Raw genomic sequence first — 25635 nt, 5'->3', positions numbered from 1 at the left:
CGAGACCCACGCTCCAGCAAACCTTTGTGAGGACACAGGAATGGCCACGGACGAGAAACTCCTCAAGTACCTCAAGCGCGTCACGGCGGAGCTGCACAGCCTGCGCAAGCAGGGGGCCCGGCACGCCGACGAGCCGCTCGCCGTCGTCGGCATGGCCTGCCGGTTCCCCGGTGGCGTGTCCTCGCCCGAAGACCTGTGGCGGCTCGTGGCCGGCGGCGTCGACGCCCTCTCCGGCTTCCCGGACGACCGGGGCTGGGAACTGGACGGCCTGTTCGACCCGGACCCGGACAACCCCGGGACGTCGTACACCAGCCAGGGCGGCTTCCTGCGCGGCGCCGGGCAGTTCGACGCGGGCCTGTTCGGCGTCTCGCCCCGGGAAGCCCTCGTCATGGACCCGCAGCAGCGGGTGCTGCTGGAGACGTCGTGGGAAGCACTGGAAGACGCCGGGGTCGATCCGCTTTCGCTGAAGGGCAGCGACGTCGGTGTGTTCTCCGGCGTCTTCACCCAGGGCTACGGCGCCGGGGCGATCACGCCGGACCTGGAGGCCTTCGCGGGCATCGGGGCGGCGTCGAGCGTCGCTTCGGGCCGGGTGTCCTACGTCTTCGGGCTCGAAGGACCGGCCGTCACCATCGACACGGCGTGCTCGTCGTCGCTGGTGGCCATCCACCTCGCCGCCCAGGCGCTGCGCGCGGGCGAGTGCTCGATGGCCCTGGCCGGAGGTGCGACCGTGATGCCGACGCCGGGCACGTTCGTGGCCTTCTCCCGGCAGCGGGTGCTGGCCGCCGACGGCCGGTCCAAGGCCTTCTCCTCGACCGCGGACGGCACCGGCTGGGCCGAGGGCGCCGGGGTGCTCGTCCTCGAACGGCTTTCGGTCGCGCAGGAACGCGGGCACCGGATCCTGGCGGTGATCCGCGGCAGCGCGGTCAACCAGGACGGCGCGTCCAACGGCCTGACCGCCCCGAACGGGCCTTCGCAGCAACGCGTGATCCGCAAGGCACTGGCCGGGGCCGGGCTGGTCGCGTCCGATGTGGACATCGTCGAGGCGCACGGCACCGGGACCGCGCTGGGCGACCCGATCGAAGCGCAGGCGTTGCTGGCGACCTACGGCCAGGGTCGCGAGCGGCCGTTGTGGCTGGGCTCGATCAAGTCGAACTTCGGGCACACGCAGGCGGCCGCCGGTGTCGCGGGCGTGATCAAGATGGTGCAGGCGCTGCGGCACGGCGCCATGCCGCCGACCCTGCACGTGGCCGAGCCGACGCCGGAGGTCGACTGGTCGGCCGGCGCGGTGGAACTGCTGACCGACGCCCGCGAGTGGCCGCGCGAAGACCGGCCCCGCCGGGCCGGGGTGTCCGCGTTCGGGATCAGCGGCACGAACGCGCACCTGATCCTGGAGGAGGCGCCGGAGCCGGCGGCCGTCCCGGACGAGCCCCTGGTCGAGGGTCCGGTGCCGCTGGTCGTCTCGGCGGGCAGCCCGACGTCCCTGGCGGCCCAGGCCGGTCGCCTCGCGGAGGTCCTGGAGTCCGGGGGCGCGTCCCGGGCCCGGCTGGCGAGCGGGCTGCTGTCGAGCCGGGCGCTGCTGGGCGACCGCGCGGTCGTCGTCGCGGGAACGGACGAGGAAGCCGTGGCCGGACTGCGGGCGCTGGCCCGCGGCGAACGCGCACCCGGCGTGGTGACCGGGTCCGGCACGCCGGGCAAGGTCGCTTACGTCTTCCCCGGCCAGGGTTCGCAGCGGCTCGGGATGGGCCGCGAGCTGTACGACCGGTACCCGGTCTTCGCGGCGGCGTTCGACGAGGCCTGCGCGCAGCTGGACACCTGCCTGGCCGGCCGGGCCGGGCACCGCGTGCGGGACGTCGTGCTGGGCGAGGTGCCGGCCGGCACCGGCTTGCTGGACCAGACGATGTTCACGCAGGCCGGGCTGTTCGCGGTGGAGAGCGCGCTGTTCCGGCTCACGGAGTCCTGGGGCGTCCGGCCGGACGTCGTGCTCGGCCACTCCATCGGGGAGATCACCGCCGCGTATGCCGCGGGCGTGTTCTCGCTGCCGGACGCGGCCCGGATCGTCGCGGCCCGCGGGCGGCTGATGCAGGCACTGGCGCCGGGCGGGGCGATGGTCGCCGTCGCCGCGTCCGAAGCCGAGATCGCCGAACTGCTCGGCGAGGGCGTCGAACTCGCCGCCGTCAACGGCCCGTCGGCCGTGGTCCTCTCCGGCGACGAAGACGCCGTCCTCGCGGCCGCCGCCCGGATGCGCGAGCGCGGGCACAAGACCAAGCAGCTCAAGGTTTCGCACGCGTTCCACTCCGCGCGGATGGAGCCGATGCTCGCCGAGTTCGCCGCCGAGCTGGCCGGCGTGACCTGGCACGAGCCGGAGATCCCGGTGGTCTCCAACGTGACCGGCCGGCTCGCCGCGCCCGGCGAACTCACCGAGCCGGGCTACTGGGCCGAGCACGTGCGGCGGCCGGTGCGGTTCGCCGAGGGGGTCGCGGCCGCGGCGGAGTCCGGCGCCACGCGGTTCGTCGAACTCGGGCCGGGGGCGGCACTGACCGCCCTCGTCGAGGAGTCGGCCGACGTCACCTGCGTCGCGGCGCTGCGGGACGACCGGCCGGAGGACACCGCCCTGCTGGCCGCAGTCGCCGAGCTGTTCGTCCGCGGGGCCACCGTCGACTGGTCCGCGCTGCTGCCGCCGGTGACCGGGTTCGTCGACCTGCCGAAGTACGCCTTCGACCAGCGGAACTACTGGCTGCACCCGATCGCGCGGGCCACGGACGCGGCCTCGCTCGGGCAGGTCGCGGCCGACCACCCGCTGCTCGGCGCGGTCGTGCGGCTGCCGCAGTCGGACGGCCTGGTCTGCACCGCGCGGCTGTCGCTGAAGTCGCACCCCTGGCTGGCCGACCACGTCATCGGCGGGGTGGTGCTCGTCGCCGGCACCGGCCTCGTCGAGCTGGCCGTCCGGGCCGGGGACGAGGCCGGCTGCCCGGTGCTCGAGGAACTCGTCATCGAGGCCCCGCTGGTCGTCCCCGACCACGGCGGGGTCCGGATCCAGGTCGTCGTGGGCGCGCCGGGGGAGACCGGTTCGCGCACGGTCGAGGTCTACTCCCTGCGCGAGGACGCCGGTGCGGAGGTCTGGGCCCGGCACGCGACCGGGTTCCTGGCGGCGACGCGCTCGGCGGCCGAACCGTTCGACTTCACCGCCTGGCCGCCGCCCGGCGTCGAGCGCGTCGACGTCGAGGACTTCTACGACGGTCTCGTCGAGCGCGGGTACGCGTACGGGCCGTCCTTCCGCGGTCTGCGGGCGGTCTGGCGGCGCGGCGACGAGGTGTTCGCCGAGGTCGCCCTGGCCGAGGACGACCGCGCGGACGCGGCCCGCTTCGGCATCCACCCCGGCCTGCTGGACGCGGCCCTGCACGCGGGCATGGCCGGTGCCGCCACGACGGAAGAGCCCGGCCGCCCGGTGCTGCCGTTCGCCTGGAACGGCCTGGCCCTGCACGCCGCCGGGGCGTCGGCGCTGCGCGTCCGGCTCGCCCCGAGCGGCCCGGACGCCCTGTCGGTCGAGGCCGCGGACGAGGCCGGTGGTCTCGTCGTGACGGCGGATTCGCTGGTCTCCCGGCCGGTGTCGGCCGAACAGCTCGGTGCGGCGGCGAACCGTGACGCGCTGTTCCGCGTGGAGTGGACCGAGATTCCCTCGGCCGGAGACGTTCCGGCGGACCACGTCGAGGTGCTCGAAGCCGTCGGCGAGGATCCCCTGGATCTGACCGGCCGGGTCCTGGAGGCCGTGCAGAGCTGGCTCGCCGACGCAGCCGACGACGCTCGCCTGGTCGTGGTGACCCGCGGCGCCGTCCACGAGGTGACCGACCCGGCCGGTGCCGCCGTGTGGGGCCTGATCCGGGCCGCGCAGGCGGAAAACCCGGACCGGATCGTGCTGCTGGACACCGACGGTGAAGTGCCGCTGGGCCGGGTGCTGGCCACCGGCGAGCCCCAGGTAGCCGTCCGGGGCACGACGCTGACGGCCCCGCGGCTCGCCCGCGCCGAGGCCGCGGAAGCCCCGGCCGTGTCCGGTTCGGGAACGGTCCTGATCTCGGGCGCCGGCTCGCTGGGCGTGCTCACCGCCCGGCACCTGGTCGCCCGGCACGGCGTCCGGCGGCTGGTGCTCGTCAGCCGCCGCGGCCCCGACGCCGACGGCATGGCCGAACTGACCGCGGACCTCACCGCCCAGGGCGCCGAGGTTTCCGTGGTCGCCTGCGACCTGGCCGATCGGGACCAGGTGGCCGCGTTGCTGGCCGAGCACCGGCCGACCGCCGTCGTGCACACGGCCGGTGTTCTCGACGACGGCGTCTTCGAGTCACTGACGCGGGAGCGGCTGGCCAAGGTCTTCGCGCCGAAGGTCGATGCGGTCCGCCACCTCGACGAGCTGACCCGGGAACTGGATCTTCGCGCGTTCGTCGTGTTCTCCTCCGCCTCCGGGGTCTTCGGCTCCGCCGGGCAGGGCAACTACGCCGCCGCCAACGCCTACCTGGACGCCGTGGTCGCGAACCGCCGGGCCGCGGGCCTGCCCGGCACGTCGCTGGCCTGGGGCCTGTGGGAACAGACCGACGGGATGACCGCTCACCTCGGCGACGCCGACCAGGCGCGGGCGAGTCGCGGCGGAGTCCTCGCCATCTCGCCCGCCGAAGGCATGGAGCTGTTCGACGCGGCGCCGGCCGGGCTCGTCGTCCCGGTCAAGCTGGACCTGCGCAAGACGCGGGCCGCCGGGACGGTGCCGCACCTGCTGCGCGGCCTGGTCCGCCCGGGCAGGCAGCAGGCACGTCCGGCATCCACTGTGGACAAGGGACTGGCCGGCCGGCTCGCCGGGCTCGCCCCCGCGGAGCAGGAGGCGCTGCTGCTCGACGTCGTCCGCGCGCAGGTCGCCCTCGTGCTCGGGCACGCCGGACCGGAGGCCGTCCGCGCGGACACCGCGTTCAAGGACACCGGGTTCGACTCGCTGACGTCGGTGGAACTGCGGAACCGGCTGCGCGAGGCGAGCGGCCTGAAGCTGCCCGCCACGCTGGTCTTCGACTACCCGACCCCGGTCGCGCTGGCCCGCTACCTGCGGGACGAACTCGGCGGCACCGTGGCGGCCACCCCGGCGGTCGCCGCGACCGCCGCGGACGCCGGCGAGCCGATCGCCATCGTCGGCATGGCGTGCCGGCTGCCGGGCGGGGTCACCGACCCCGAAGGCCTGTGGCGCCTGGTGCGCGACGGTCTCGAAGGACTGTCCCCCTTCCCCGAAGACCGCGGCTGGGACCTGGAGAACCTGTTCGACGACGACCCCGACAGCTCCGGCACGACGTACACCAGCCAGGGCGGGTTCCTCGACGGCGCCGGCCTCTTCGACGCGGGCTTCTTCGGGATTTCGCCGCGCGAGGCGCTGGCCATGGACCCGCAGCAGCGGTTGCTGCTGGAAGCGTCCTGGGAGGCGTTGGAGGGGGCCGGCGTCGACCCGAGCTCCCTGAAGGGCGCCGACGTCGGCGTGTTCGCCGGCGTGTCCAACCAGGGCTACGGGATGGGCGCGGACGCGGCCGACGTGGAGGGCTACGCGAGCACCGCGGGCGCTTCGAGCGTCGTGTCGGGCCGGGTGTCCTACGTCTTCGGGTTCGAAGGACCGGCGGTCACGATCGACACGGCGTGCTCGTCGTCGCTGGTCGCGATGCACCTGGCCGGGCAGTCCCTGCGGCAGGGCGAATGCTCGATGGCCCTGGCCGGCGGCGTCACGGTGATGGGGACGCCCGGCACGTTCGTCGAGTTCTCGAAGCAGCGCGGCCTGGCCGGCGACGGCCGGTGCAAGGCCTACGCGGACGGCGCGGACGGCACCGGCTGGGCCGAGGGCGTCGGGATCGTCGTGCTGGAACGGCTTTCGGTGGCCCGCGAACGCGGCCACCGGGTCCTGGCCGTGCTGCGCGGCAGCGCGGTCAACTCCGACGGCGCGTCCAACGGCCTGACCGCCCCCAACGGGCCGTCGCAGCAGCGGGTGATCCGCCGGGCCCTCGCCGGCGCCGGGCTGGCACCGTCCGATGTGGACGTCGTGGAGGGCCACGGCACCGGGACGGCGCTGGGCGACCCGATCGAGGCGCAGGCCCTGCTGGCCACCTACGGCAAGGACCGGGACCCGGAAACGCCGTTGTGGCTGGGGTCGGTGAAGTCGAACTTCGGGCACACGCAGTCGGCCGCCGGTGTCGCGGGCGTGATCAAGATGGTGCAGGCGCTGCGGTACGGCGTCATGCCGCCCACCCTGCACGTCGACCGGCCCACCAGCCAGGTCGACTGGTCCGCGGGCGCGGTCTCGCTGCTGACCGAGGCGCGTGCGTGGCCGCGGACCGGCCGGCCCCGCCGGGCCGGGGTGTCCTCGTTCGGGATCAGCGGCACGAACGCCCACCTGATCATCGAAGAGGCACCGGCCGGGCCCGAGCCGGTCGCCGGACCGCACGACGGCGGGGTGGTGCCGCTGGTGGTTTCGGCCCGCAGCGCCGGTTCCCTGGCCGGTCAGGCACGCCGGCTGGCCGCGTTCCTGGAGAACGAGCCCCTTTCCGCCGTCGCTGGTGCCCTGCCGGGCCGCGCCCGGTTCGGCGAGCGCGCGGTCGTGGTGGCGGAGTCCGCCGACGAGGCCCGCACCGGACTGGCGGCCCTCGCCCGGGGCGAGGACGCACCGGGCCTGGTCACCGGCCGGGTGCCCGCGTCCGGCCTCCCGGGCAAGCTCGTCTGGGTGTTCCCGGGCCAGGGGACGCAGTGGGCGGGCATGGGCCGCGAGCTCCTCGACTCCTCGCCGGTGTTCGCCGAGCGGATCGCCGAGTGCGCGGCCGCGCTGGAGCCGTGGGTCGACTGGTCGCTGCTCGACGTCCTGCGTGGCGAAGGCCCCGGGCTGCTCTACCGGGTGGACGTGCTCCAGCCCGCGAGTTTCGCGATGATGGTCGGCCTGGCCGCGGTGTGGTCGGCGGCCGGGGTGGTGCCCGACGCGGTGGTCGCCCACTCCCAGGGCGAGATCGCCGCCGCGTGCGTGTCGGGCGCCCTGTCGCTCGAAGACGCGGCGAAGGTGGTCGCGCTGCGCAGCCAGGCCATCGCCGCGAAACTCTCCGGCCGCGGCGGTATGGCGTCGGTCGCCCTCAGCGAAGAAGACGCCGTCACGCGCCTTGCGCCGTGGGCGGACCGGGTCGAGGTGGCCGCGGTCAACAGCCCCACGTCGGTGGTGGTCGCCGGGGACGCCGAAGCCCTCGCCGAAGCCCTCGAAACGCTGACCGGCCAAGGCGTCCGCGTCCGGCAGATCGCGGTGGACTACGCCTCGCACACCCGGCACGTCGAGGACATCGAGGAGACCCTGGCCGAAGCCCTCTCCGGGATCGACGCGCGGGCGCCGCTGGTGCCGTTCCTCTCCACCCTCACCGGCGAGTGGATCACCGGCGACGGGGTCGTCGACGGCGGCTACTGGTACCGGAACCTGCGCGGCCAGGTCCGGTTCGGCCCGGCCGTGGCCGCCCTGATCGAGCAGGGCCACGGCGTGTTCGTCGAGGTCAGCGCCCACCCGGTGCTGGTCCAGCCGATCACCGAGCTCACCGACGACGTCGTCACCGGGACGCTGCGGCGCGACGACGGCGGCCGCCGCCGGCTGCTGACGTCGATGGCCGAACTGTTCGTCCGCGGTGTCGACGTCGACTGGACGTCGCTCGTGCCGCCCGCCCGGGCGGACCTCCCGGCCTACGCCTTCGACCACGAGCACTACTGGCTGCGCGCCGCCGAGCCGGCCACCGACGCCGTCTCGCTCGGCCTGGCCGGAGCCGACCACCCGCTGCTGGGCGCGGTCGTCGAGCTGCCGCAGTCCGACGGCCTCGTCTTCACCTCACGGCTGTCGCTGAAGACGCACCCCTGGCTGGCCGACCACGCGGTCCGGGACGTCGTGATCGTGCCCGGCACCGGACTGGTCGAGCTGGCCGTGCGGGCCGGCGACGAAGCCGGCTGCCCGGTGCTCGACGAGCTGGTGATCGAGGCACCGCTCGTGGTGCCCCGCCGCGGCGGGGTCCGCGTGCAGGTCGCGCTCGGCGGCCCCGGCGCGGACGGCTCGCGCACGGTGGACGTCTACTCCCTGCGCGAAGACGCCGACAGCTGGATCCGGCACGCCACCGGCGTGCTCAACCCCGACGACCGGCCGCGCGGAACCGCCACCTTCGACTTCGCCGCCTGGCCGCCGCCCGAGGCGAAGCCCATCGACATCACCGGTGGCTACGACGTGCTCGCGGACGTCGGCTACGGCTACGGGCCCACCTTCCGGGCCGTGCGGGCGGTGTGGCGGCGTGGCAGCGGGGACGACACCGAGACCTTCGCCGAGATCGCGCTGCCCGAAGACGCGGAGGCCGGCCGGTTCGGCATCCACCCGGCGCTGCTGGACGCGGCCCTGCACTCGACGATGGTCAGCGCCGCGGCGGACACCGAGTCCTACGGCGACGAGGTGCGGCTGCCGTTCGCCTGGAACGGGCTGCGGCTGCACGCCGCCGGCGCCTCCGTGCTGCGGGTGCGCGTCGCCAAGCCCGAGCGGGACAGCCTGTCCCTGGAAGCCGTGGACGAAACCGGCGGCCTGGTCGTGACGCTGGATTCCCTGGTCGGCCGTCCGGTGTCGAACGACCAGCTGACGACGGCGGCGGGCCCGGCGGGCGCCGGATCGCTGTACCGGGTGGACTGGACGCCGTTGTCCTCCGTGGACACCTCGGGACCGGTGCCGTCGTGGGTTCCGGTCGCCACCGCGGAAGAGGTGGCGACGCTCGCCGACGACGTGCTCACCGGCGTGGCCGAGGCACCGGCGGTGGCCGTCATGGAGGCGGTCGCCGGCCCGGATCCGGTGCTGGCGCTCACCGTCCGGGTGCTGGACGTCGTCCAGTGCTGGCTGGCCGGTGGCGGGCTGGAAGCGACGAAGCTCGCGATCGTGACCCGCGGCGCGGTGCCCGCCGGCGACGGCGTGGTGACCGACCCCGCCGCGGCCGCGGTGTGGGGACTGGTCCGCGCCGCCCAGGCGGAGAACCCGGACCGGATCGTCCTGCTGGACGTCGAACCCGGAGCCGACGTGCCGCCGCTGCTGGCTTCGGTGCTGGCCGACGGCGAGCCGCAGGTCGCGGTCCGCGGCACGACGGCGGCCATCCCCCGGCTCGCCCGCGTGGCCCGGCCGGACTCGCCCGCCGGGTTCACGACCCGCGGGCCGGTGCTGATCACCGGTGGCACCGGGTCGCTCGGCGGCCTGGCCGCCCGGCACCTGGTCGAGCGGCACGGCGTCCGGCAGCTGGTGCTCGCCAGCCGGCGCGGCCTGGACGCCGAGGGCGCGAAGGACCTGGTCACCGACCTCACCGCACTGGGCGCCGACGTTGCGGTCGCCGCCTGCGACGTCGCCGACCGGGACCAGGTGGCCGCGCTGCTGGCCGAGCACCGGCCGACCGCCGTGGTGCACACGGCCGGCGTCTCGGACGCCGGGGTGATCGGGACGGTGACCCCGGACCGGCTGGCCGAGGTGTTCGGGCCGAAGGTCGATGCGGTCCACCACCTCGACGAGCTGACGCGTGACCTGGAACTCGACGCGTTCGTCGTCTACTCCTCGGTGTCCGCCGTGTTCATGGGGGCCGGCAGCGGCAGCTACGCCGCGGCCAACGCGTACCTGGACGGGCTGATGGCCCACCGGCGCGCGGCCGGCCTGCCCGGCCAGTCGCTGGCGTGGGGCCTGTGGGACCAGACCACCGGCGGCATGGCGGCCGGGACCGACGAAGCCGGCCGGGCCCGGATGACCCGGCGCGGCGGCCTGGTCGCCATGAAACCCGCGGACGGCATGGACCTCTTCGACGCCGCCATCGGGGCGGGCCAGGCGCAGCTGGTGCCCGCGCAGCTCGACCTGCGCGGCCTGCGCGCCGAAGCGGCGGGCGGCAGCGAAGTGCCGCACCTGCTGCGCGGCCTGGTCCGCGTGGCCCGGCAGCAGGCCCGTACGGCGTCCACAGTGGACGAGAACTGGGCCGGCCGGCTGGCCGGGCTCGAGCCGGCCGAGCGGGCGAAGGTCCTGCTCGAACTCGTGCGCGCCCAGGTGGCCGCGGTGCTGGGCTACCGCGCCGCCCACCAGGTCGACCCGGACCAGGGCCTGTTCGAGATCGGCTTCGACTCGCTCACCGCGATCGAACTCCGCAACCGGCTGCGCGCCCGCACCGAACGGAAGATCGCGCCCAGCGTCGTCTTCGACCACCCGACGCCGGCCCTGCTCGCCGCGCACCTGACCGAGCTGCTCTGAAAGAAGGTGGATGGACGTGTTCGACGTGGAGACCTACCTCCAGCGGATCGGCTGCGCCGGGGAAACCGGCGTGGACCTCGAGACGCTCGCGAAGCTGCAGAAGAGCCACCTGATGGCGATCCCGTACAACAGCCTCGCCTACACACTCCGGGACGCGGTGAACGTCGTCGACCTCGACGAGGACGACGTCTTCGTGACCAGCATCGCCGAAGGCCGGGGCGGCGCCTGCTACCACCTCAACCGGCTGTTCCACCGGCTCCTGACCGAACTGGGCTACGACGTCACGCCGCTGGCGGGCAGCACCGCCGAAGGCCGGGAGACCTTCGCGACCGACGTCGAGCACATGTTCAACCTGGTCACCCTGGACGGCGGCGACTGGCTCGTGGACGTCGGCTACCCCGGCCCCACCTACGTCGAGCCGCTGCCGGTGTCACCCGCGGTGCAGACCCAGTACGGGAGCCAGTTCCGGCTGGTGGAGCAGGAATCCGGGTACGCGCTGCAACGCCGGGGCGCGGTCACCCGCTGGAGCGTCGTCTACACCTTCACGACCCAACCGCGGGAGTGGAGCGACTGGAAGGAACTGGAGGACAACTTCCGGGCACTGGTGGGGGACACCACCCGCACCGACACGCAGGAAACCCTGTGCGGCCGGGCGTTCGGGAACGGCCAGGTCTTCCTGCGGCAACGCCGCTACCTGACCGTCGAGAACGGCCGCGAGCAGGTCCGCACGATCACCGACGACGAAGAACACCGGACGCTGGTGGCCCGCGTGCTGTCCGGCGACCTCGGCTGAACTGGGGAAAGGCACCACCATGAGGGAAAAAGAGGGCCTGCTGGCGAGGTTCGCCGGCTTGTGCCGGACCGCGTACCAGCAGCACTACGTCCCCTACCTGAACTTCTTCTACGGCGGCGAATACCTCCACCACGGCAGCGAGCCGGTGTCCCGGATCGCCGACCTGCCCTACCTGACGCTGCCGGAGCCGCGGGAGCCGTCGCCGTGACGACGACGATTCCGGTACGCCTGGAAGAACGGTCCTACGACGTGCTCGTCGGCCCCGGGGTGCGGCACTCGCTGGCCGAGGTCGTCCGGCGGCTCGGCGCCCGGCGGGCCGTGGTCGTCTCGGCCCGCCCGGCGGACTGGGTGCCGGACACCGGCGTCGAGACACTGCTGCTGCCGGCGCGGGACGGCGAGCCGGGCAAACGGCTGTCCACAGTGGAAGAACTGTGCGGTGAGTTCGCGCGGTTCGGGCTCACCCGGTCCGACGTCGTCGTCTCCTGCGGCGGCGGCACGACCACGGACGTCGTCGGGCTCGCGGCCGCGCTGTACCACCGCGGCGTCGCCGTGGTCCACCTGCCGACGTCCCTGCTCGCGCAGGTCGACGCCAGCGTCGGCGGGAAGACCGCGGTGAACCTGCCGGACGGCAAGAACCTCGTCGGCGCCTACTGGCAGCCGAGCGCGGTGCTGTGCGACACCGACTACCTGACCACCCTGCCGCGGCGGGAACTGCTGAACGGCCTCGGCGAGATCGCGCGCTGCCACTTCATCGGCGCGCCCGGCCTGCGGGGGCTGCCGCTGCCGGAGCAGATCGCCGCCAGCGTCACGCTGAAGGCGGGCATCGTCGCGCAGGACGAGCGCGACACCGGGCTGCGGCACCTGCTCAACTACGGCCACACGCTGGGGCACGCGCTGGAGATCGCGACGGATTTCGCGCTGCGCCACGGCGAGGCGGTGGCCATCGGCACGGTCTTCGCGGGCCGGCTGGCGGGCGCGCTGGGCCGCATCGACGAGTCCGGAGTGGACGAACACCTCGACGTCGTCCGCCACTACGGCCTGCCTGCCGCGCTGCCCGAGGACGTCGACCCGGCGGTGCTCGTGCGCCAGATGCACCGCGACAAGAAGGCGATCACCGGGCTCGCTTTCGTGCTGACCGGGCCGCGGGGCGCGGAGCTGGTGAGCGACGTGCCGCCGGAGGTGGTCGCGGACGTCCTGGCCGGGATGCCCCGCGACCGCCTGGAAAACCTGGTGGGGGCGACGGAAGCGGCGGCGACGTGAAGCGGCTGCCGGACCTCGCCGCCCACGGCCGGGCGCTCGACCGGGTGCTGGCCGGCCGGCTGAGCGCGGCGCTGGCCCGGCCGGCCGCGCAGCAGCCGAGCTGGCCGGACGCCGGCCGGGCGGAGGCGGTGGTCGAGCTGCTGCACAACGCCGAGCCGATCGTGGCGCCGGAGGAGACGGCGCGGCTGAGCGCCCGGCTCGCGTCCGTCGCCCGCGGTGAGGCGTTCCTGCTGCAGGGCGGGGACTGCGCGGAGACGTTCGCCGGCAACACCGAGCCGCACCTGCGGGCCAACCTGGGCGTGCTGGCGCGGATGGGCGAAGTGCTGGCCGAGGCGGCCGGCCTGCCGGTGGTCAAGATCGCCCGGATGGCCGGGCAGTTCGCCAAGCCGCGGTCGCAGACCGTCGATGCGCTGGGCCTGCCGGTGTACCGGGGCGACATCGTGAACTCCCCGGAGTGCACGGCCGCCGCCCGGACGCCCGACCCGCACCGGATGCTGATGGCCTACGCCCACTCCGCCAGCGCGATGGACCTCGTCCGCAAGCTCTGCGCCGAGGGCATCGAAGAACCCCTGCCGGCCCTCGCCGGTGCGCCGCACCGGGGTGAACCGCGGTTCGCCGAGGCCGCCCGGCCGGTCCGCCCGACCGAGATCTACGTCAGCCACGAGCTGCTCCTGCTCGACTACGAGCGGGCCGTGCTGTGGGCGGATTCCGGCGGCCCGGAACCGCGGTTGTCCAGCGGGCTGGCGCACTTCCTGTGGATCGGCGAGCGCACCCGGCAGCTCGACGGCGCCCACATCGCGTTCGCCGAGCTGCTGGCCAACCCGATCGGCCTGAAGCTGGGGCCGAGCTGCACCCCGGAGGAGGTCGTCGAATACGTGCGGCGGCTCGACCCGCACCGCACGCCGGGCCGGCTGACGCTGGTCAGCCGGATGGGACACGCCCACGTCCGCGAGCTCCTCCCGCCGATCGTGGAGAAGGTCGCCGCCTCCGGGCACGAGGTGATCTGGCAGTGCGACCCGATGCACGGCAACACCCGCACGTCGGGCAACGGCTACAAGACCCGGCACTTCGGCCACGTCGCCGACGAGCTCGCCGGCTTCTTCGCCGTGCACCGGCAGCTCGGCACCCACCCGGGCGGCATCCACGTCGAGGTCACCGGCGACGACGTGACGGAATGCCTCGGCGGGGCCGCGGGGATCGCCGAGGCCGACCTGCCGGACCGCTACCTGACCGCCTGCGACCCGCGGCTCAACGCCGACCAGTCGGTCGAACTCGCCCACGCGATCGCGAAGATGCTGCGCTAGCCGCAGCGGGAAGGCCGAGATGACCATCAGCGGCACCACCCGCCTGTACGTCGTGCTGGGCGATCCGGTCGCCCAGGTCCAGTCGCCCGGGCTGATGAACCCGCTCTTCGCGGACCTGGACGTCGACGCGGTGCTCGTCCCGGTGCACGCGCCGGCGCCGGACCTCGCGCGGATCGTCGCCGGGCTGCAGTGCGTCGCCAACCTCGACGGCATCTTCGTCACCGTGCCGCACAAGGTGGCCGTGGCCGGGCTCGCCGACCGGCGCAGCCCGATGGTGGAGATCACCGGCAGTGCCAACGCCTTGCGCCGGGAAGCCGACGGCCGGTGGTACGCCGAGAACTTCGACGGCACCGGCTTCGTGACCGGGCTCGTCGAAGCCGGTCACGACCCGAAGGCCCGGCCGGTGGCCCTCGTCGGCGCGGGCGGTGCGGGCAGCGCGATCGCGGCCGCGCTGCTGGCCGCGGGCGCCGATCGGCTCGCCGTGTGCGATCCGGACACCGCGAAACTGACGGCGTTGCAAGCACGGCTGGACGCGCACTGGCCCGGCCTGACCTCGGTTTCGGCCGAACCGGACACCGCGGGCGCCGAGATCGTCGTGAACGCCACCCCGTTGGGGCTGCGCCCCGACGACCCGCTGCCGTTCCGGCCGGCCGAGCTGGCCCCGGGTTGCGTGGTCGCCGACATCATCATGAAACCCCACGAAACGCGCCTTCTCCGCGAAGCGGCCGCTCTCGGTCACGACGTCCACTATGGAATCCACATGCTCGGCGGGCAGCTGGACTCCTACCGCGCTTTCTTCGGCCTGGGCTGAAGATCGGCACTACCAAGCCGGGGGATGTGAGCCGGCCGGGGCCGACCTAGCCTGGTGATGACGCTGATATTTCGCAGCATTCCGGACACGGCACGGGCTTTTTCTGCCATTCGAACCCCAGCGGAGATTCGGAGAACCATGAACGCGCGAAAGGCACCGGAATTCCCCGCGTGGCCGCAGTACGACGACGCCGAGCGGAACGGCCTGGTCCGCGCGCTCGAACAGGGTCAGTGGTGGCGCATGGGCGGGGACGAGGTGAACTCCTTCGAGCGCGAGTTCGCCGCCCACCACGGCGCCGCGCACGCGCTGGCGGTCACGAACGGCACCCACGCACTGGAACTCGCCCTGCAGATCATGGGCGTCGGCCCGGGCACCGAGGTCATCGTGCCCGCCTTCACCTTCATCTCCTCGTCCCAGGCGGCCCAGCGGCTCGGCGCGGTCACCGTCCCGGTCGACGTCGACGCGGCCACCTACAACCTCGACCCGGAGGCGGTCGCGGCCGCCGTCACCCCGCGCACCAAGGTGATCATGCCGGTGCACATGGCCGGGCTGATCGCCGACATGGACGCGCTGGCGAAGATCTCCGCCGACACCGGCGTCGCGCTGCTGCAGGACGCCGCGCACGCGCACGGCGCGCGCTGGCAGGGCAAGCGCGTCGGCGAGCTGGACAGCATCGCCACCTTCAGCTTCCAGAACGGCAAGCTGATGACGGCCGGCGAAGGCGGCGCGGTGGTCTTCCCCGAGGGCGAGACCGAAAAGTACGAGACGGCGTTCCTCCGGCACAGCTGCGGCCGTCCCCGCGAAGACCGCCGGTACCTGCACAAGATCGCCGGCTCCAACATGCGGCTCAACGAGTTCTCCGCGTCCGTGCTGCGCGCGCAGCTGGCCCGCCTCGACGAGCAGATCGCCGTGCGCGACGAGCGCTGGGCGCTGCTGTCCCGGCTGCTCGGCGAGATCGACGGCGTCGTGCCCCAGGGCGGCGACGTGCGCGCCGACCGCAATTCCCACTACATGGCCATGTTCCGCGTCCCCGGGCTCACCGAGGAGCGGCGCAACGCGCTGGTCGACAGGCTCGTCGAAGCCGGCCTGCCCGCCTTCGCGGCGTTCCGCGCGATCTACCGCACCGACGCGTTCTGGGAGCTCGGCGCCCCCGACGAGAGCGTGGACGCGATCGCGGAACGCTGCCCGCACACCGACGCGATCAGCCGGGACTGCGTCTGGCTGCACCACCGGGTCCTGCTGGCCGACGAGGCGGCGCTGCACGCCACCGCGGAGATCATCGCCGACGAAGTGGCCCGGGCATGAGTGTGCGGGCCGCGGTGGTCGGGCTCGGCTGGGCCGGGCGGGAACTGTGGCTGCCCCTGCTGCGCGAGCACGCGGACTTCGAGGTGGTCGCCGCGGTGGACGCCGACCCGGCGTCCCGGCAGGCGTTCACGAAGGCGACCGGCATCCCCACGCACGCCGCGGTTTCCGCGCTGACCGCGCGCGAGGTCGACCTCGCCGTCGTCGCGGTGCCCAACTACCTGCACACCGAGGTGGCGGGCGCGCTGCTCGCCACCGGGATCTCCGTCTTCCTCGAGAAGCCGGTGTGCCTGACCTCGGCCGAGATCGACGTCCTCGCGGCGGCCGAACGCAGCGGCGGCATGCTGCTGGCCGGCAGCGCCGCCCGCTACCGCGGTGACGTCGGGGCGCTGCGGGACGTCCTCCCGGACCTGGGCGACATCCGGCACGTCGCGATGGGCTGGATCCGGGCGCGGGGCGTGCCGCGCGCGGGCGGCTGGTTCACCCAGCGCGAAAAGGCCGGCGGGGGAGCGCTGTACGACCTCGGCTGGCACCTGCTCGACACGCTCGCGTTCCTGCTCGGCCCGGCCGCCTTCACCCAGGTCATCGGCGTGACGTCGGACGACTTCGTCAACGCGGGCGCCTGGCGTGCCGCGTGGCGGCAGGACCAGCTCGGCGCCGACGCCGCGGACGTCGAGGACACCGCGCGCGGCTTCCTGGTCCGCGACGACGGCGTCTCGGTCTCCCTGCGGGCGAGCTGGGCCTCGCACCAGGCGCGGGACGTCTCGGTGATCCACGTCGAGGGCAGTGCCGGCACCGCGGACCTGCGGTGCACCTTCGGCTTCAGCCCCAACCGCGAGCCGGAACCGGTGCTGACGGTGACCCGCGAGGGCACCACCACCCAGCTTCCCGTGCCGCTCGAACGCATCGGCGTCGAATACACCCGCCAGGTGAGCGACCTCGCCGCGATGCTGGCCGACCCCGGCAGCCGTGGCCGGGCCGTCGCCGAAGCGCGGCCGATCGTCTCGATGATCGAAAACTTCTACGCCTCCGCGGGCTCGGCGCGTGGCGCGGTCCCGGCGTACCAGTAGAGAGGGCGCTCCATGACTTTCCCGATCGTCGACCGGCCGGACACCGGGGCCGATCCCTCGGTTCCGGTCCGGCACGCGGTCATCTTCGACCTCGACGGCGTCGTCGTCGACAGCTTCGCGGTGATGAGCGAGGCCTTCGCCATCGCCTACGCCGAAGTCGTCGGTGACGGGCCCGCCCCCTTCGAGGAGTACCGGCGCCACCTCGGCCGCTACTTCCCGGACATCATGCGGATCATGGACCTGCCGCTGGAGATGGAGGAACCCTTCGTCCGCGAGAGCTACCGCCTCGCCGGCGAGGTCCAGGTCTTCCCCGGGGTCACCGAGCTGCTGGTGACGCTGCGGGCGCGCGGCCTGCGGCTGGCCATCGCCACCGGCAAGAGCGGGCCGCGGGCGCGGTCCCTCCTGGACGACCTCGGCCTGCTGCCGTTCTTCGAGCACGTCATCGGCTCGGACGAGGTCGCCCGGCCCAAGCCGGCCCCCGACATCGTGCGGCACGCGCTGAACCTGATGGACGTCCCGCCCGAGCGGGCCATCATGATCGGCGACGCGCCCACCGACCTGGCCAGCGCGCGCGGCGCCGGTGTCGCTTCGGCCGCGGCGCTGTGGGCGCCCCCGGACGACATCGGCGAGCTGCTCGCCGCGGGGCCCGACGTGGTGCTGCGGCAGCCGGCCGACCTGCTCGCGCTCTGCCCGTCGGTGCCCGGCCGCTGACCGACGTGGAGAACCGGCACCACCTCGGCATCGACGTCGGAGGCACCAAGGTCGCGTTCCGCGTCGAAAGCGGCACCGCGTGCGTCGAGGAGACGTCGTTCGGCTGGGGCCCGCGGCACAGCGCCGAGGCGGACCTCGCGCAGCTGGCCACGCACGTGGCCGGGCTGCGCGACCGGCTCGGCGGGCCACCGGCGGCGGTCGGCGTCGCGATGCCGGGCACGGTCGGGCCGGACGGCCGGGTCGTCACCTGGCCCAGCCGTCCGGAGTGGACCGGCGTGGACCTGAAGGCGGTGCTGCGCGAGCTGTTCCCCGGAGCGGCCGTCGCCTGGGCGGACGACGGCGACCTCGGCGCGCTCGCCGAAGCACAGGCGTCGGGCTGCGAAAACCTGCTGTACCTCGGGGTCGGCACCGGCATCGGCGGCGGCCTCGTCCTCGACGGCGTGCCGTGCCCCGGGCTCGGCCGCGGTTCGTTCGAGATCGGGCACGTGCTCGTCGAACTGGCGGGCACGCGGTGTGTCTGCGGCCGCCGCGGCTGCCTCCAGGCGCTCGCCTCCGGGCCGGCGACCCTCCGCCGCGCGGGATCGTTGCGCGGAGCGGACGTCACGTTCGACGACCTGCGCGAGGCGGTGCGCGGCGAAGAGCCGTGGGCGATCGAGGCGATCGACACCACGGCCCGGGCCCTGGCCGCCGCGGTGACGAGTGTCCAGGAGCTCGTCCACCCGGAACGCGCGCTGCTCGGCGGCGGCTTCGCGGCCGGGATCCCCGAACTCACCGGGCTGGTCGCCGGGCACCTCGACGCCCTGGCCCGCCCCGGTCTGTCCCCGCTGCCGCTGGCACCGGCCGCGCTGGGCGGCCTGTCCTCCCTGCGCGGCGCGGTGGCACTCGCCCGCCTGATCGCCGGCGGATCCGGCGAGAGGGAGAACGTCACACAATGGAGTACGCATGACTGAAACGACCGTCGACGCCCGCTGCCCGGTGGCCTTCCCGCTGGAGCGCCTGTCCCCGCCGGAACCGGCCGCCGAGTACCGCCGGCTGCGCGCCGAGGACCCGATCATCAAGGTCTCGCTGCCGACCGAGCAGGAGGCCTGGCTGGTCACCAGGCACGCCGACGTCCGGGCGCTGCTGGTCGACGAACGGATGAGCGCCGACCGCAGCCACCCGAACTTCCCGCTGCGCCGGCCGGTGCAGCAGGTGCTGCGCAAGGGGTTCAGCGCCCAGGCCAAGTCGCTGCTCGCGCTGGACCTGCCGGAGCACACCGCGCCCCGGCAGATGCTGGCCAACGAGTTCACCCTCCGCCGGATCAACACGCTGCGGCCGGTCATCCAGCAGATCGTGGACGAGCGGATCGACGCGATGCTCGCCGCGGGCCCGCCGGCCGACCTGGTCGGCGACCTGGCGACGCAGGTGCCGTCCCGGATGATCTGCGAGCTGCTCGGCGTCCCGCTGGAGAGCCGGGAGTTCTTCCAGGACCGCACCCTGGTCCTGCAGCTGCCGGGCAGCACCCCGCAGCAGCAGCTGGCGGCGGCCGAAGACCTGAACAAGTTCCTGGACGAGCTGGTCACGGAGAAGGAGCTGCGGCCGAGCGACGACGTGCTCGGCCGGCTGATCGTCCGCAACCGGGGGACCGGGGTGTACACCCACGACCTGCTGGTCGGCATGGCGCAGAACCTGCTCATCGGCGGGCACGAGACCACGATCAACGCGATCGCCCTCGGCACCATCGGCCTGCTGCAGCGCCCGGAGGTCATCGCCGCCCTGCAGGCCGACCCGGGCCTGATCGTCTCGACGGTCGAGGAGATCCTGCGCTACTACCCGATCTTCGACGTGATGGTCCGGGTGGCCAAGGAGGACATCGAGATCGGCGGCGTGACGATCAAGGCGGGCGACGGCGTGGTGCTGGCGCTGGGTTCCAGCAACCGCGACGAGGCCCGGTTCGCCGACGCGGACACGTTCGACGCCCACCGCGGCGACCGCCACCACATCACGTTCGGCCACGGGATCCACCAGTGCCTGGGCCAGAACCTGGCCCGGGTGGAGCTGGAGATCGTGTTCAGCACCTTGTTCCGCCGGATGCCGACGCTGCAGCTGGCCGTCGACGTCGAGGCGGTGCCGTTCAAGGTGACCTCGACGATCACCGGAGTGTTCAGCCTGCCGGTCACCTGGTAGCCGTCATGAGCGGTGAGGCGGGCCGGAACCCGCCTCACCGCTCACGACCAGGTGACCGGGAGCTCGACCAGGCCCGTGAAGGATTCCCCGGGCTGGACCGGGATTTCGTCCGCCGGCACGGCGAGGCGCAGGTCCGGCAGGCGCTCCAGCAGCGTGCCGAAGGCGATCTCCATGATCGCGCGCGCCAGGTCCATGCCCACGCACTCGTGGGGGCCCGAGCCGTAGCCGAGGTGGTCGCCCGGGTCGGGGCGGTGCCAGTCCAGGACTTCCGGCTGCCGGTAGTGCTCCTCGTCCCGGTTGATCAGGGACAGCACGAAGAAGACGCCGTCACCCTTGGCGATGGTGGTTCCGTCGACCTCGATGTCGGCCGCGGCGACCCGCTGGATGCCGTCGGTGACCGCCACCAGCCGGCTCAGCTCGTCGACCGCCGCGGGCAGCAGCGACGGGTCGGCGCGCAGCTCGGCGAGCCGCTCGGGGTGGTGCAGCAGCGCGCTCGCGCCGATCGCGATCGAGCTCGACGTCGTGTGGTGGCCGCTCACCAGCATGATCAGCAGCAGCTGGAGGACCTCCGCGGGCACCGCGTCCGCCGGGGTGCCGCGGTCCGTGACGACGGTGCGGTAGGCGTCGAGCAGGCTCTCGCCGGAGGGCTGCCCGACCAGCTTGGCCACGTACGCCACGAGCTCGTCGTAGGCCGTGGTCGCGGCCGGGCCGAACAGCTGGCCCGTCTTCTGCTTGAAGTACTCCTGGTCTTCGCGCGGAATGCCCAGAGCTTCGTACAGCGACCGCAAAGCCGCGGGCGAGGCGAACGCCGAGACCAGGTCCGCGGGCGCACCGTGGGCGACCAGCTCGGCCAGCTGCCGGTCGACGGCTTCCTGGATCTTCGGCCGCAGGGCGTCGATCAGCCCGGGCGTGAAGCCCGCTTCCGCCACTTCGCGCCGGGCACGGTGCTCGGGGTCGTCGACGCCGACGAGCGCGGTGAGCCGGCCGATGACCTTCTTCTGGTCCGGGCCGAAATTCCGGGCCGCGGCCGCCGCGGCATTGGCCACCGGCCACGCGGGATCGCTGTGGTCGCTGGAAATCCGGGGATCGGCCAGCAGCTCGCGGGTCAGCGCGTACCCGGTGACGGCCCAGGCTTCGCGGCCGTCGTAGAGGGTGATCCGCGAAAGCGGACGCCGGTCGGCCAGCAGCCGGTAGCCCGGCGCCGGCCGGTGGGGGCACGTCCGGTTCTGCGGGAAGGCAACGGGTTCGGTCATCAGGGCTTCTCCTCGAGGAAGGAGCCGCGTCACCGGAACCGGCTCCGCCGGAGAACGATAGGAATGCGCGCCCGGCCGAGGATCCCCCATCCTGATAGGACTTCCGCCGCAAGAAACGAGGGCCTCTTCAGTCCGGCCGGCCGGACTGAAGAGGCCTCTCGACTGAGCTGTCAACGGGGGAGATTGACGGCTCAGGCTTCGGCGGCCACGCCGGCTTCCGCCTTGCCGGGCGCGGGCGCGGGCTTGGGACGGCCCGGGAGGAACAGGCACAGCGGCACCGCCAGCGCGGTGAAGCCGATCGACCACCAGAAGGTGGTGCCGTAGGCGTGGATGAGCGCGTCCGGCGTCGTCACGCCGGCCGAGGCGTGCTGCAGGATCATCGCCAGGACCGCGATCCCCAGCGACCCGCCGATCTGCTGGACGATCAGCACGAGGATGGTGGCGTTGGGGATCTCGGCGTGGTCGAGCCCGATGTAGGCGGAGCTGCCGAGCGGGATCGTCGCGACGCCCATGCCGAGGCCGCGCACCAGCAGCAGGGCCATCAGCAGCAGGTCGGGGGTGCCGGCGGTGACGAACGCGAACGGCACGGTGGTCAGGACCACGGCGGCGAACCCGAAGAGCGCGACCGTGCGGGGACCGATCTTGTCGGTGTAGCGACCGGCGACCCACCGGGACAGCAGCGTGCCGACGCCCTGCGGGATGAGCAGCAGTCCCGCGCCGAGCGCGTCCACGCCCCGGGCCTGCTGCCAGAACAGCGGGAGCAGCAGCATCGCGCCGTACAGGGTCGCGCCGCTCAGGAAGTACAGCACCGACGACGAGGCGACCGAACGGTGGCCGAACAGCCGGACGTTCACCAGCGCCCCGGCGCCCCGCGGCAGGGCCCAGGCGACGAAGCCGGCGACCAGCACGAGCCCGGTCAGGAGCGGGACCAGCACTTCGGCGCTGCCGAAGCCGGCGCCGCCGGTCCGGGACAGGCCGAAGACGACGGCGGCGGCGCCCGGGGACAGCAGGAGCAGCCCGACGACGTCGAGGCGGCCGCGGTCGCCGGCGGGCCGGTCGTCGGGCAGGTTCCGGTACGCCAGCCAGAGGCCGACGACGCAGAACGGGATGTTGACCAGGAACAGCAGCCGCCAGTCGCCGGTGGCCAGCAGGAGGCCGCCCAGCACCGGCCCGAGAATCGGGCCGAGCGCGATCGGCAGGGAGATGGTCGCCATGACGCGGCCGGTGTGGCGGCCCTTCGCGGCCTGCATGATCAGGGTCATCATCAGCGGCATCATCAGGCCGCCGCTGACGCCCTGGACGGCCCGGAACACGATGAGGCTGGTGGCGTCCCACGCCACCGCGCAGAGCACCGAGCCGGTCAGGAAGAGCCCGAGCGAGCCGAGCCACAGCCGCTTCCCGCCGAGCGCGGCCTGGGCCCACCGGACGATCGGGATGGTGGCGAACATGGCCAGCAGGTAGCCGGTGCTCACCCACTGGATCGTGGCGAGCGGGGCGTGCAGTTCGGCGGCCAGGTCGTTGATGGCCACGCTGACGATCGTGGTGTCGAACATCGCCGCCAGCGCACCGACGATGATCGTGAACGCCAGCCGCCACACCGCGGGATCGACGCGGTCGGTACCGGCCGGCGCGGGGGGATCGGATTCGCTGGACGAAGACACGGACACCTCCTAAGATACGTCTGTGTTTCTTATTTGCCTCATCGTAAGCTGGTGTGAATAAGATGCGCAAGTGTTTCTTGAAGGAGGCGGGCATGGGTGAGCGGCGACGGGGCGCGGTCCTGGAGCAGGCGCTGCTGGACGCCTCCTGGCAGGAGCTGGAGGAGGGCGGCTACGCGCGCTTCACCATGGACGCCGTCGCCGCGCGCGCCGGGACCAGCCGCCCGGTGCTGTACCGCCGCTGGGCCGACCGGTCCGAGCTGCTGCGCGCGACGATCGTGCACGCCCTGCAGCGCAACCGCGTCCAGGCGCCCGAGGACACCGGCTCCCTGCGCGGCGACCTGCTGGCCCTGATGTCGGAGATCAGCCGGACCCGGGCCGAGTTCGTCACCGTGATGAGCGTCCACCTGGCCGGGTACTTCGAGGAGACCGGCACCGATCCCACGGCGCTGCGCGGGGTCATCGGGCACGACCGGCCGCACGCGCTGGACGTCGTGTACGAGCGTGCCGCGGCGCGGGGCGAAGTCGACCTCGCCCGGCTCTCCGCCCGGGTCCGGGCGCTGCCGTTCACCCTGCTGCAGCTGGAACTGCTCACCACGCTCAAGACCGTGCCCGTCGAGGCTCTCGAGGAAATCCTCGACACGATCGTCCTGCCGCTGCTCCGCCCGGCCGGCGCGGGGTGACGGCCGTCGTGCGGCGCACCGATTCCACCAGGACTGAGGATGTCCCGGCCCCGGGTGGGCGGGCAGGCTGGGGTGCCGTCACCGGCCGGCCGCGTCCCGCGACCGCCGGCCACCACCGAAGATCCGTTCCACCGAAGGGAACGTCATGGTCGCTGTCGCCGACACCTGGGGAGCCCCGCAGTCGCTGTTCTGGCTGCACGGGGGAACGCCGGCCGAACCGGTCACCTTCGACCCGGCCACCAAGGTGTGGAACGTCCACGGCCACGCCGACGCGCTGCGGATCCTCAACGAGCCGGCGACCTTCTCTTCCGCGGTCCAGCGCAAGATCCCGATCGACGACCGGGTCAACGAGGGCAACCTGCTGCGCATGGACGGCGTGCCGCACGCCAAGCTGCGCAAGATCGTGAGCCGGGTCTTCACCCCGAAGGTGGTGGCGGGGCTCGAACCGAGGATCACCGAGCTGACGAAGGAACTGCTCGCCGACGTCGGCGAGCGCGACCGGTTCGAGCTGGTCGAGCAGCTGGCCTACCCGCTGCCGGTCATCGTCATCGCCGAACTGCTCGGGGTGCCCGCCGAGGACCACCCGCTGTTCAAGCAGTGGGTGGACATGATGTTCCGCGGCCGCGAAGAGATCTTCATCGAGGCCGACGGCGACGAGAAGGTCGTCATGGACGGCGCCGAGGAAGTCCTCCGCTACATCGCCGAGCACGTCGCGCAGCGCCGCTCGAACCCCGGTGCCGACCTGCTCTCCAAGCTCGTCGAAGCCGAGGTCGACGGGGAACGCCTCAGCGACGCCGAAGTGGTGAACTTCGGCTTCGTGCTGCTGCTCACCGGGCACATCACCACCACCATGCTGCTGGGCAACGCGGTGCTCTGCCTGGACACCTACCCGGAGTGGCAGGACCGGGTGCGCGCGGACCGCTCGCTGGTGCCGCCGGTGATCGAGGAGTCCCTGCGGCTGCTCCCGCCGTTCGCCGCCGTTTCCCGGCTCACCAACGAGGAAGTGGTGTTGAGCGGGCAGCGGATCCCCGCCGACGAGCTGCTGATGGTGTGGCTCGCGGCGGCCAACCGGGACGAGACCGCGTTCCCCGACCCCGACACCTTCGACCCGGGCCGCGACCCCAACAACCACCTGTCCTTCGGGCGCGGGGTCCACTTCTGCATGGGCGCACCCCTGGCGCGGCTCGAAGGCCGCGTCGCGCTGAACACCCTGCTGGACCGCTTCCCGCGGCTGAGCACCGATCCGCAGGACCGGCCGGTGTTCAAGACCATCCCGATCATGACCGGGATCGACAAACTCCCGCTGCTGACCGGGTTCCCCGGCTGAGCGCGACCCGCCCGAAGAACTTCTGCTGAGGAGCACAGGTGACGACGAATCCGGCGCCGTTCAAGGTCGGCGAGGCCTACGACAGTTTCGCGGAGCTGCTCGATCAGCTCTGGGGCGACAACCTGCACCACGGGTACTGGGACGATCCCGCCGGCGACACGACGCTCGAGGACGCCACCGCCCGGCTGACCGGCAAGCTGGCCGGGCTGCTGACCATCGAGCCGGGCGACCGGCTGCTCGACATCGGTTGCGGCATCGGCGAACCGGCCATCCGGCTGGCCGCGGCGCACGACATCACCGGCGTGGGGATCTCCATCGCCGCGGGGCAGATCGAGCGGGCGAACGCCCGCGCGGCCGCCGCCGGGCTGACCGGACGGCTGTCGTTCGAGCTCGCCGACGCGATGGAGCTGCCGTTCCCGGACGAGTCGTTCGACGTCGTCTGGGCGCTGGAATCGTTGCACCACATGCCGGACCGGTGGCACGTGGTCGCGCAGGCGGCCCGGGTGCTGCGGCCGGGCGGCCGGATCGCCATCGGCGACTTCATGCTGCGCAGCGGCGGGAAAACGGCCGACGCCTCCAGCGTGGACCTGGTCAAGATGGGCGCGCTGAAGCTCGTCGGACTCGACGAATACCGCGCCCGCCTCCGGGAGGCCGGGCTGGAACCGGAGGCCGTCGAGGACGTCAGCGACCACACCCGGCCCTCGTGGGGCAAGGCGGCGGAACGGTTCGAGGCGCTGCGGGAGCAGGCTTTGCGGCACATCGGCGTGCAGCAGTTCGAAACCACGCTCTCGCGGTTCCGCCAGTTCGCCGACGAACCGGCGGTGGGGTACGTCCTGCTGACCGCCCGAAAAGCGTGAGTGATTCCGGAATTTCCCGGTGGGCGCCCGGCTTCCTCTGCTAGCGTTCGTCGTCCTTTCCCCACCACACAAGAAAACCGCACCAAGGCAGGAGAAGCCGAGACAATGAATGCAGGCAGAGACGGTCGGACCACGCGTGGGTCCCTCCGCGCAGTCGGGCTGCCGGC

At 73.3% G+C, this 25635-nt stretch carries 16 protein-coding genes; 14 read left to right on the top strand and 2 right to left on the bottom strand.

Going from position 1 to position 25635, the window contains the following annotated elements; translation table 11 throughout:
• Window positions 1–40 precede the first annotated feature (40 nt).
• The 11 genes from CCN39_RS11290 (at window position 41) to CCN39_RS11240 (ending at window position 19690) form a co-directional block, all read left to right on the top strand.
• The gene (locus tag CCN39_RS11290; RefSeq protein ID WP_086841059.1) at window positions 41–10273 is read left to right on the top strand and encodes a type I polyketide synthase; all 10233 of its coding nucleotides are present in this window, start codon (window positions 41–43) and stop codon (window positions 10271–10273) included.
• Between the two features lie 10 nt (window positions 10274–10283).
• Complete coding sequence (locus tag CCN39_RS11285; RefSeq protein ID WP_086841057.1) at window positions 10284–11066, top strand: arylamine N-acetyltransferase; 783 nt, start codon at window positions 10284–10286, stop codon at window positions 11064–11066.
• A 19-nt stretch (window positions 11067–11085) separates the two neighbouring features.
• Window positions 11086–11274, top strand: a complete 189-nt coding sequence (locus CCN39_RS11280) for a hypothetical protein (protein WP_086841055.1) — start codon at window positions 11086–11088, stop codon at window positions 11272–11274.
• Window positions 11271–12326, top strand: coding sequence for a 3-dehydroquinate synthase family protein (locus tag CCN39_RS11275; RefSeq protein WP_086841053.1), 1056 nt, complete (start codon window positions 11271–11273; stop codon window positions 12324–12326). The genes CCN39_RS11280 and CCN39_RS11275 overlap by 4 nt, the downstream gene beginning before the upstream one ends.
• Window positions 12323–13630 (top strand): 3-deoxy-7-phosphoheptulonate synthase, encoded by a 1308-nt coding sequence (locus tag CCN39_RS11270; RefSeq protein WP_086841051.1) that lies wholly within the window; start codon window positions 12323–12325, stop codon window positions 13628–13630. The genes CCN39_RS11275 and CCN39_RS11270 overlap by 4 nt, the downstream gene beginning before the upstream one ends.
• 19 nt (window positions 13631–13649) lie before the next feature.
• Entirely contained in the window at window positions 13650–14441 is a 792-nt protein-coding gene (locus tag CCN39_RS11265) for a shikimate dehydrogenase family protein (protein WP_086841049.1), read from the top strand.
• A gap of 138 nt (window positions 14442–14579) precedes the next feature.
• A complete protein-coding gene (gene rifK / locus CCN39_RS11260; protein ID WP_086841047.1) occupies window positions 14580–15746 on the top strand; it encodes a 3-amino-5-hydroxybenzoate synthase in 1167 nt (388 codons plus the stop codon).
• A complete protein-coding gene (locus tag CCN39_RS11255) occupies window positions 15743–16813 on the top strand; it encodes a Gfo/Idh/MocA family protein (RefSeq protein ID WP_086841045.1) in 1071 nt (356 codons plus the stop codon). Before rifK ends, CCN39_RS11255 begins: the two co-directional genes overlap by 4 nt.
• A 12-nt stretch (window positions 16814–16825) precedes the next feature.
• Window positions 16826–17524, top strand: coding sequence for an HAD-IA family hydrolase (locus CCN39_RS11250; RefSeq protein ID WP_086841042.1), 699 nt, complete (start codon window positions 16826–16828; stop codon window positions 17522–17524).
• A gap of 5 nt (window positions 17525–17529) precedes the next feature.
• Window positions 17530–18474: a kanosamine kinase gene (gene rifN, locus CCN39_RS11245; RefSeq protein ID WP_086841040.1), complete on the top strand. Its 945-nt coding sequence runs from the start codon at window positions 17530–17532 to the stop codon at window positions 18472–18474.
• Window positions 18467–19690 carry a cytochrome P450 gene (locus tag CCN39_RS11240; RefSeq protein WP_086841038.1) on the top strand — a complete coding sequence of 408 codons (1224 nt, stop codon included), beginning with the start codon at window positions 18467–18469 and terminating at the stop codon, window positions 19688–19690. Before rifN ends, CCN39_RS11240 begins: the two co-directional genes overlap by 8 nt.
• Window positions 19691–19731: 41 nt before the next feature.
• Here CCN39_RS11240 and CCN39_RS11235 read toward each other — a convergent pair whose 3' ends face one another.
• The gene (locus CCN39_RS11235; RefSeq protein WP_086841036.1) at window positions 19732–20943 is read right to left on the bottom strand and encodes a cytochrome P450; all 1212 of its coding nucleotides are present in this window, start codon (window positions 20941–20943) and stop codon (window positions 19732–19734) included.
• Between the two features lie 191 nt (window positions 20944–21134).
• Complete coding sequence (locus tag CCN39_RS11230; protein WP_208630210.1) at window positions 21135–22604, bottom strand: MDR family MFS transporter; 1470 nt, start codon at window positions 22602–22604, stop codon at window positions 21135–21137.
• A gap of 92 nt (window positions 22605–22696) precedes the next feature.
• Between CCN39_RS11230 and CCN39_RS11225 the strand changes: the two genes are divergently transcribed.
• The 3 genes from CCN39_RS11225 to CCN39_RS11215 all read left to right on the top strand — a co-directional run bounded on the left by CCN39_RS11225 (window position 22697) and on the right by CCN39_RS11215 (window position 25468).
• Window positions 22697–23284: a TetR/AcrR family transcriptional regulator gene (locus CCN39_RS11225; RefSeq protein ID WP_086841034.1), complete on the top strand. Its 588-nt coding sequence runs from the start codon at window positions 22697–22699 to the stop codon at window positions 23282–23284.
• Window positions 23285–23429: 145 nt separating this feature from the next.
• Entirely contained in the window at window positions 23430–24611 is a 1182-nt protein-coding gene (locus CCN39_RS11220; protein WP_086841032.1) for a cytochrome P450, read from the top strand.
• A gap of 38 nt (window positions 24612–24649) precedes the next feature.
• Window positions 24650–25468, top strand: coding sequence for an SAM-dependent methyltransferase (locus CCN39_RS11215; protein WP_086841030.1), 819 nt, complete (start codon window positions 24650–24652; stop codon window positions 25466–25468).
• Window positions 25469–25635 lie beyond the last annotated feature (167 nt).

The sequence above is a fragment of the Amycolatopsis kentuckyensis genome (assembly GCF_002155975.1).
GTDB lineage: Bacteria > Actinomycetota > Actinomycetes > Mycobacteriales > Pseudonocardiaceae > Amycolatopsis > Amycolatopsis kentuckyensis.
The sequence above is the reverse complement of the archived record's forward strand: the minus strand, read 5'-3'. Positions and strand labels throughout refer to the sequence as shown.

Excerpts from the sequence above, each read along its gene's own strand:
- CCN39_RS11290 (WP_086841059.1), top strand. The coding sequence starts at position 41 with ATGGCCACGGACGAGAAACTCCTCAAGTACCTCAAGCGCGTCACGGCG.
- CCN39_RS11285 (WP_086841057.1), top strand. The coding sequence starts at position 10,284 with ATGGACGTGTTCGACGTGGAGACCTACCTCCAGCGGATCGGCTGCGCC.
- CCN39_RS11280 (WP_086841055.1), top strand. The coding sequence starts at position 11,086 with ATGAGGGAAAAAGAGGGCCTGCTGGCGAGGTTCGCCGGCTTGTGCCGG.
- CCN39_RS11265 (WP_086841049.1), top strand. The coding sequence starts at position 13,650 with ATGACCATCAGCGGCACCACCCGCCTGTACGTCGTGCTGGGCGATCCG.
- rifK (WP_086841047.1), top strand. The coding sequence starts at position 14,580 with ATGAACGCGCGAAAGGCACCGGAATTCCCCGCGTGGCCGCAGTACGAC.
- CCN39_RS11255 (WP_086841045.1), top strand. The coding sequence starts at position 15,743 with ATGAGTGTGCGGGCCGCGGTGGTCGGGCTCGGCTGGGCCGGGCGGGAA.
- CCN39_RS11250 (WP_086841042.1), top strand. The coding sequence starts at position 16,826 with ATGACTTTCCCGATCGTCGACCGGCCGGACACCGGGGCCGATCCCTCG.
- CCN39_RS11240 (WP_086841038.1), top strand. The coding sequence starts at position 18,467 with ATGACTGAAACGACCGTCGACGCCCGCTGCCCGGTGGCCTTCCCGCTG.
- CCN39_RS11235 (WP_086841036.1), bottom strand. The coding sequence starts at position 20,943 with ATGACCGAACCCGTTGCCTTCCCGCAGAACCGGACGTGCCCCCACCGG.
- CCN39_RS11225 (WP_086841034.1), top strand. The coding sequence starts at position 22,697 with ATGGGTGAGCGGCGACGGGGCGCGGTCCTGGAGCAGGCGCTGCTGGAC.
- CCN39_RS11220 (WP_086841032.1), top strand. The coding sequence starts at position 23,430 with ATGGTCGCTGTCGCCGACACCTGGGGAGCCCCGCAGTCGCTGTTCTGG.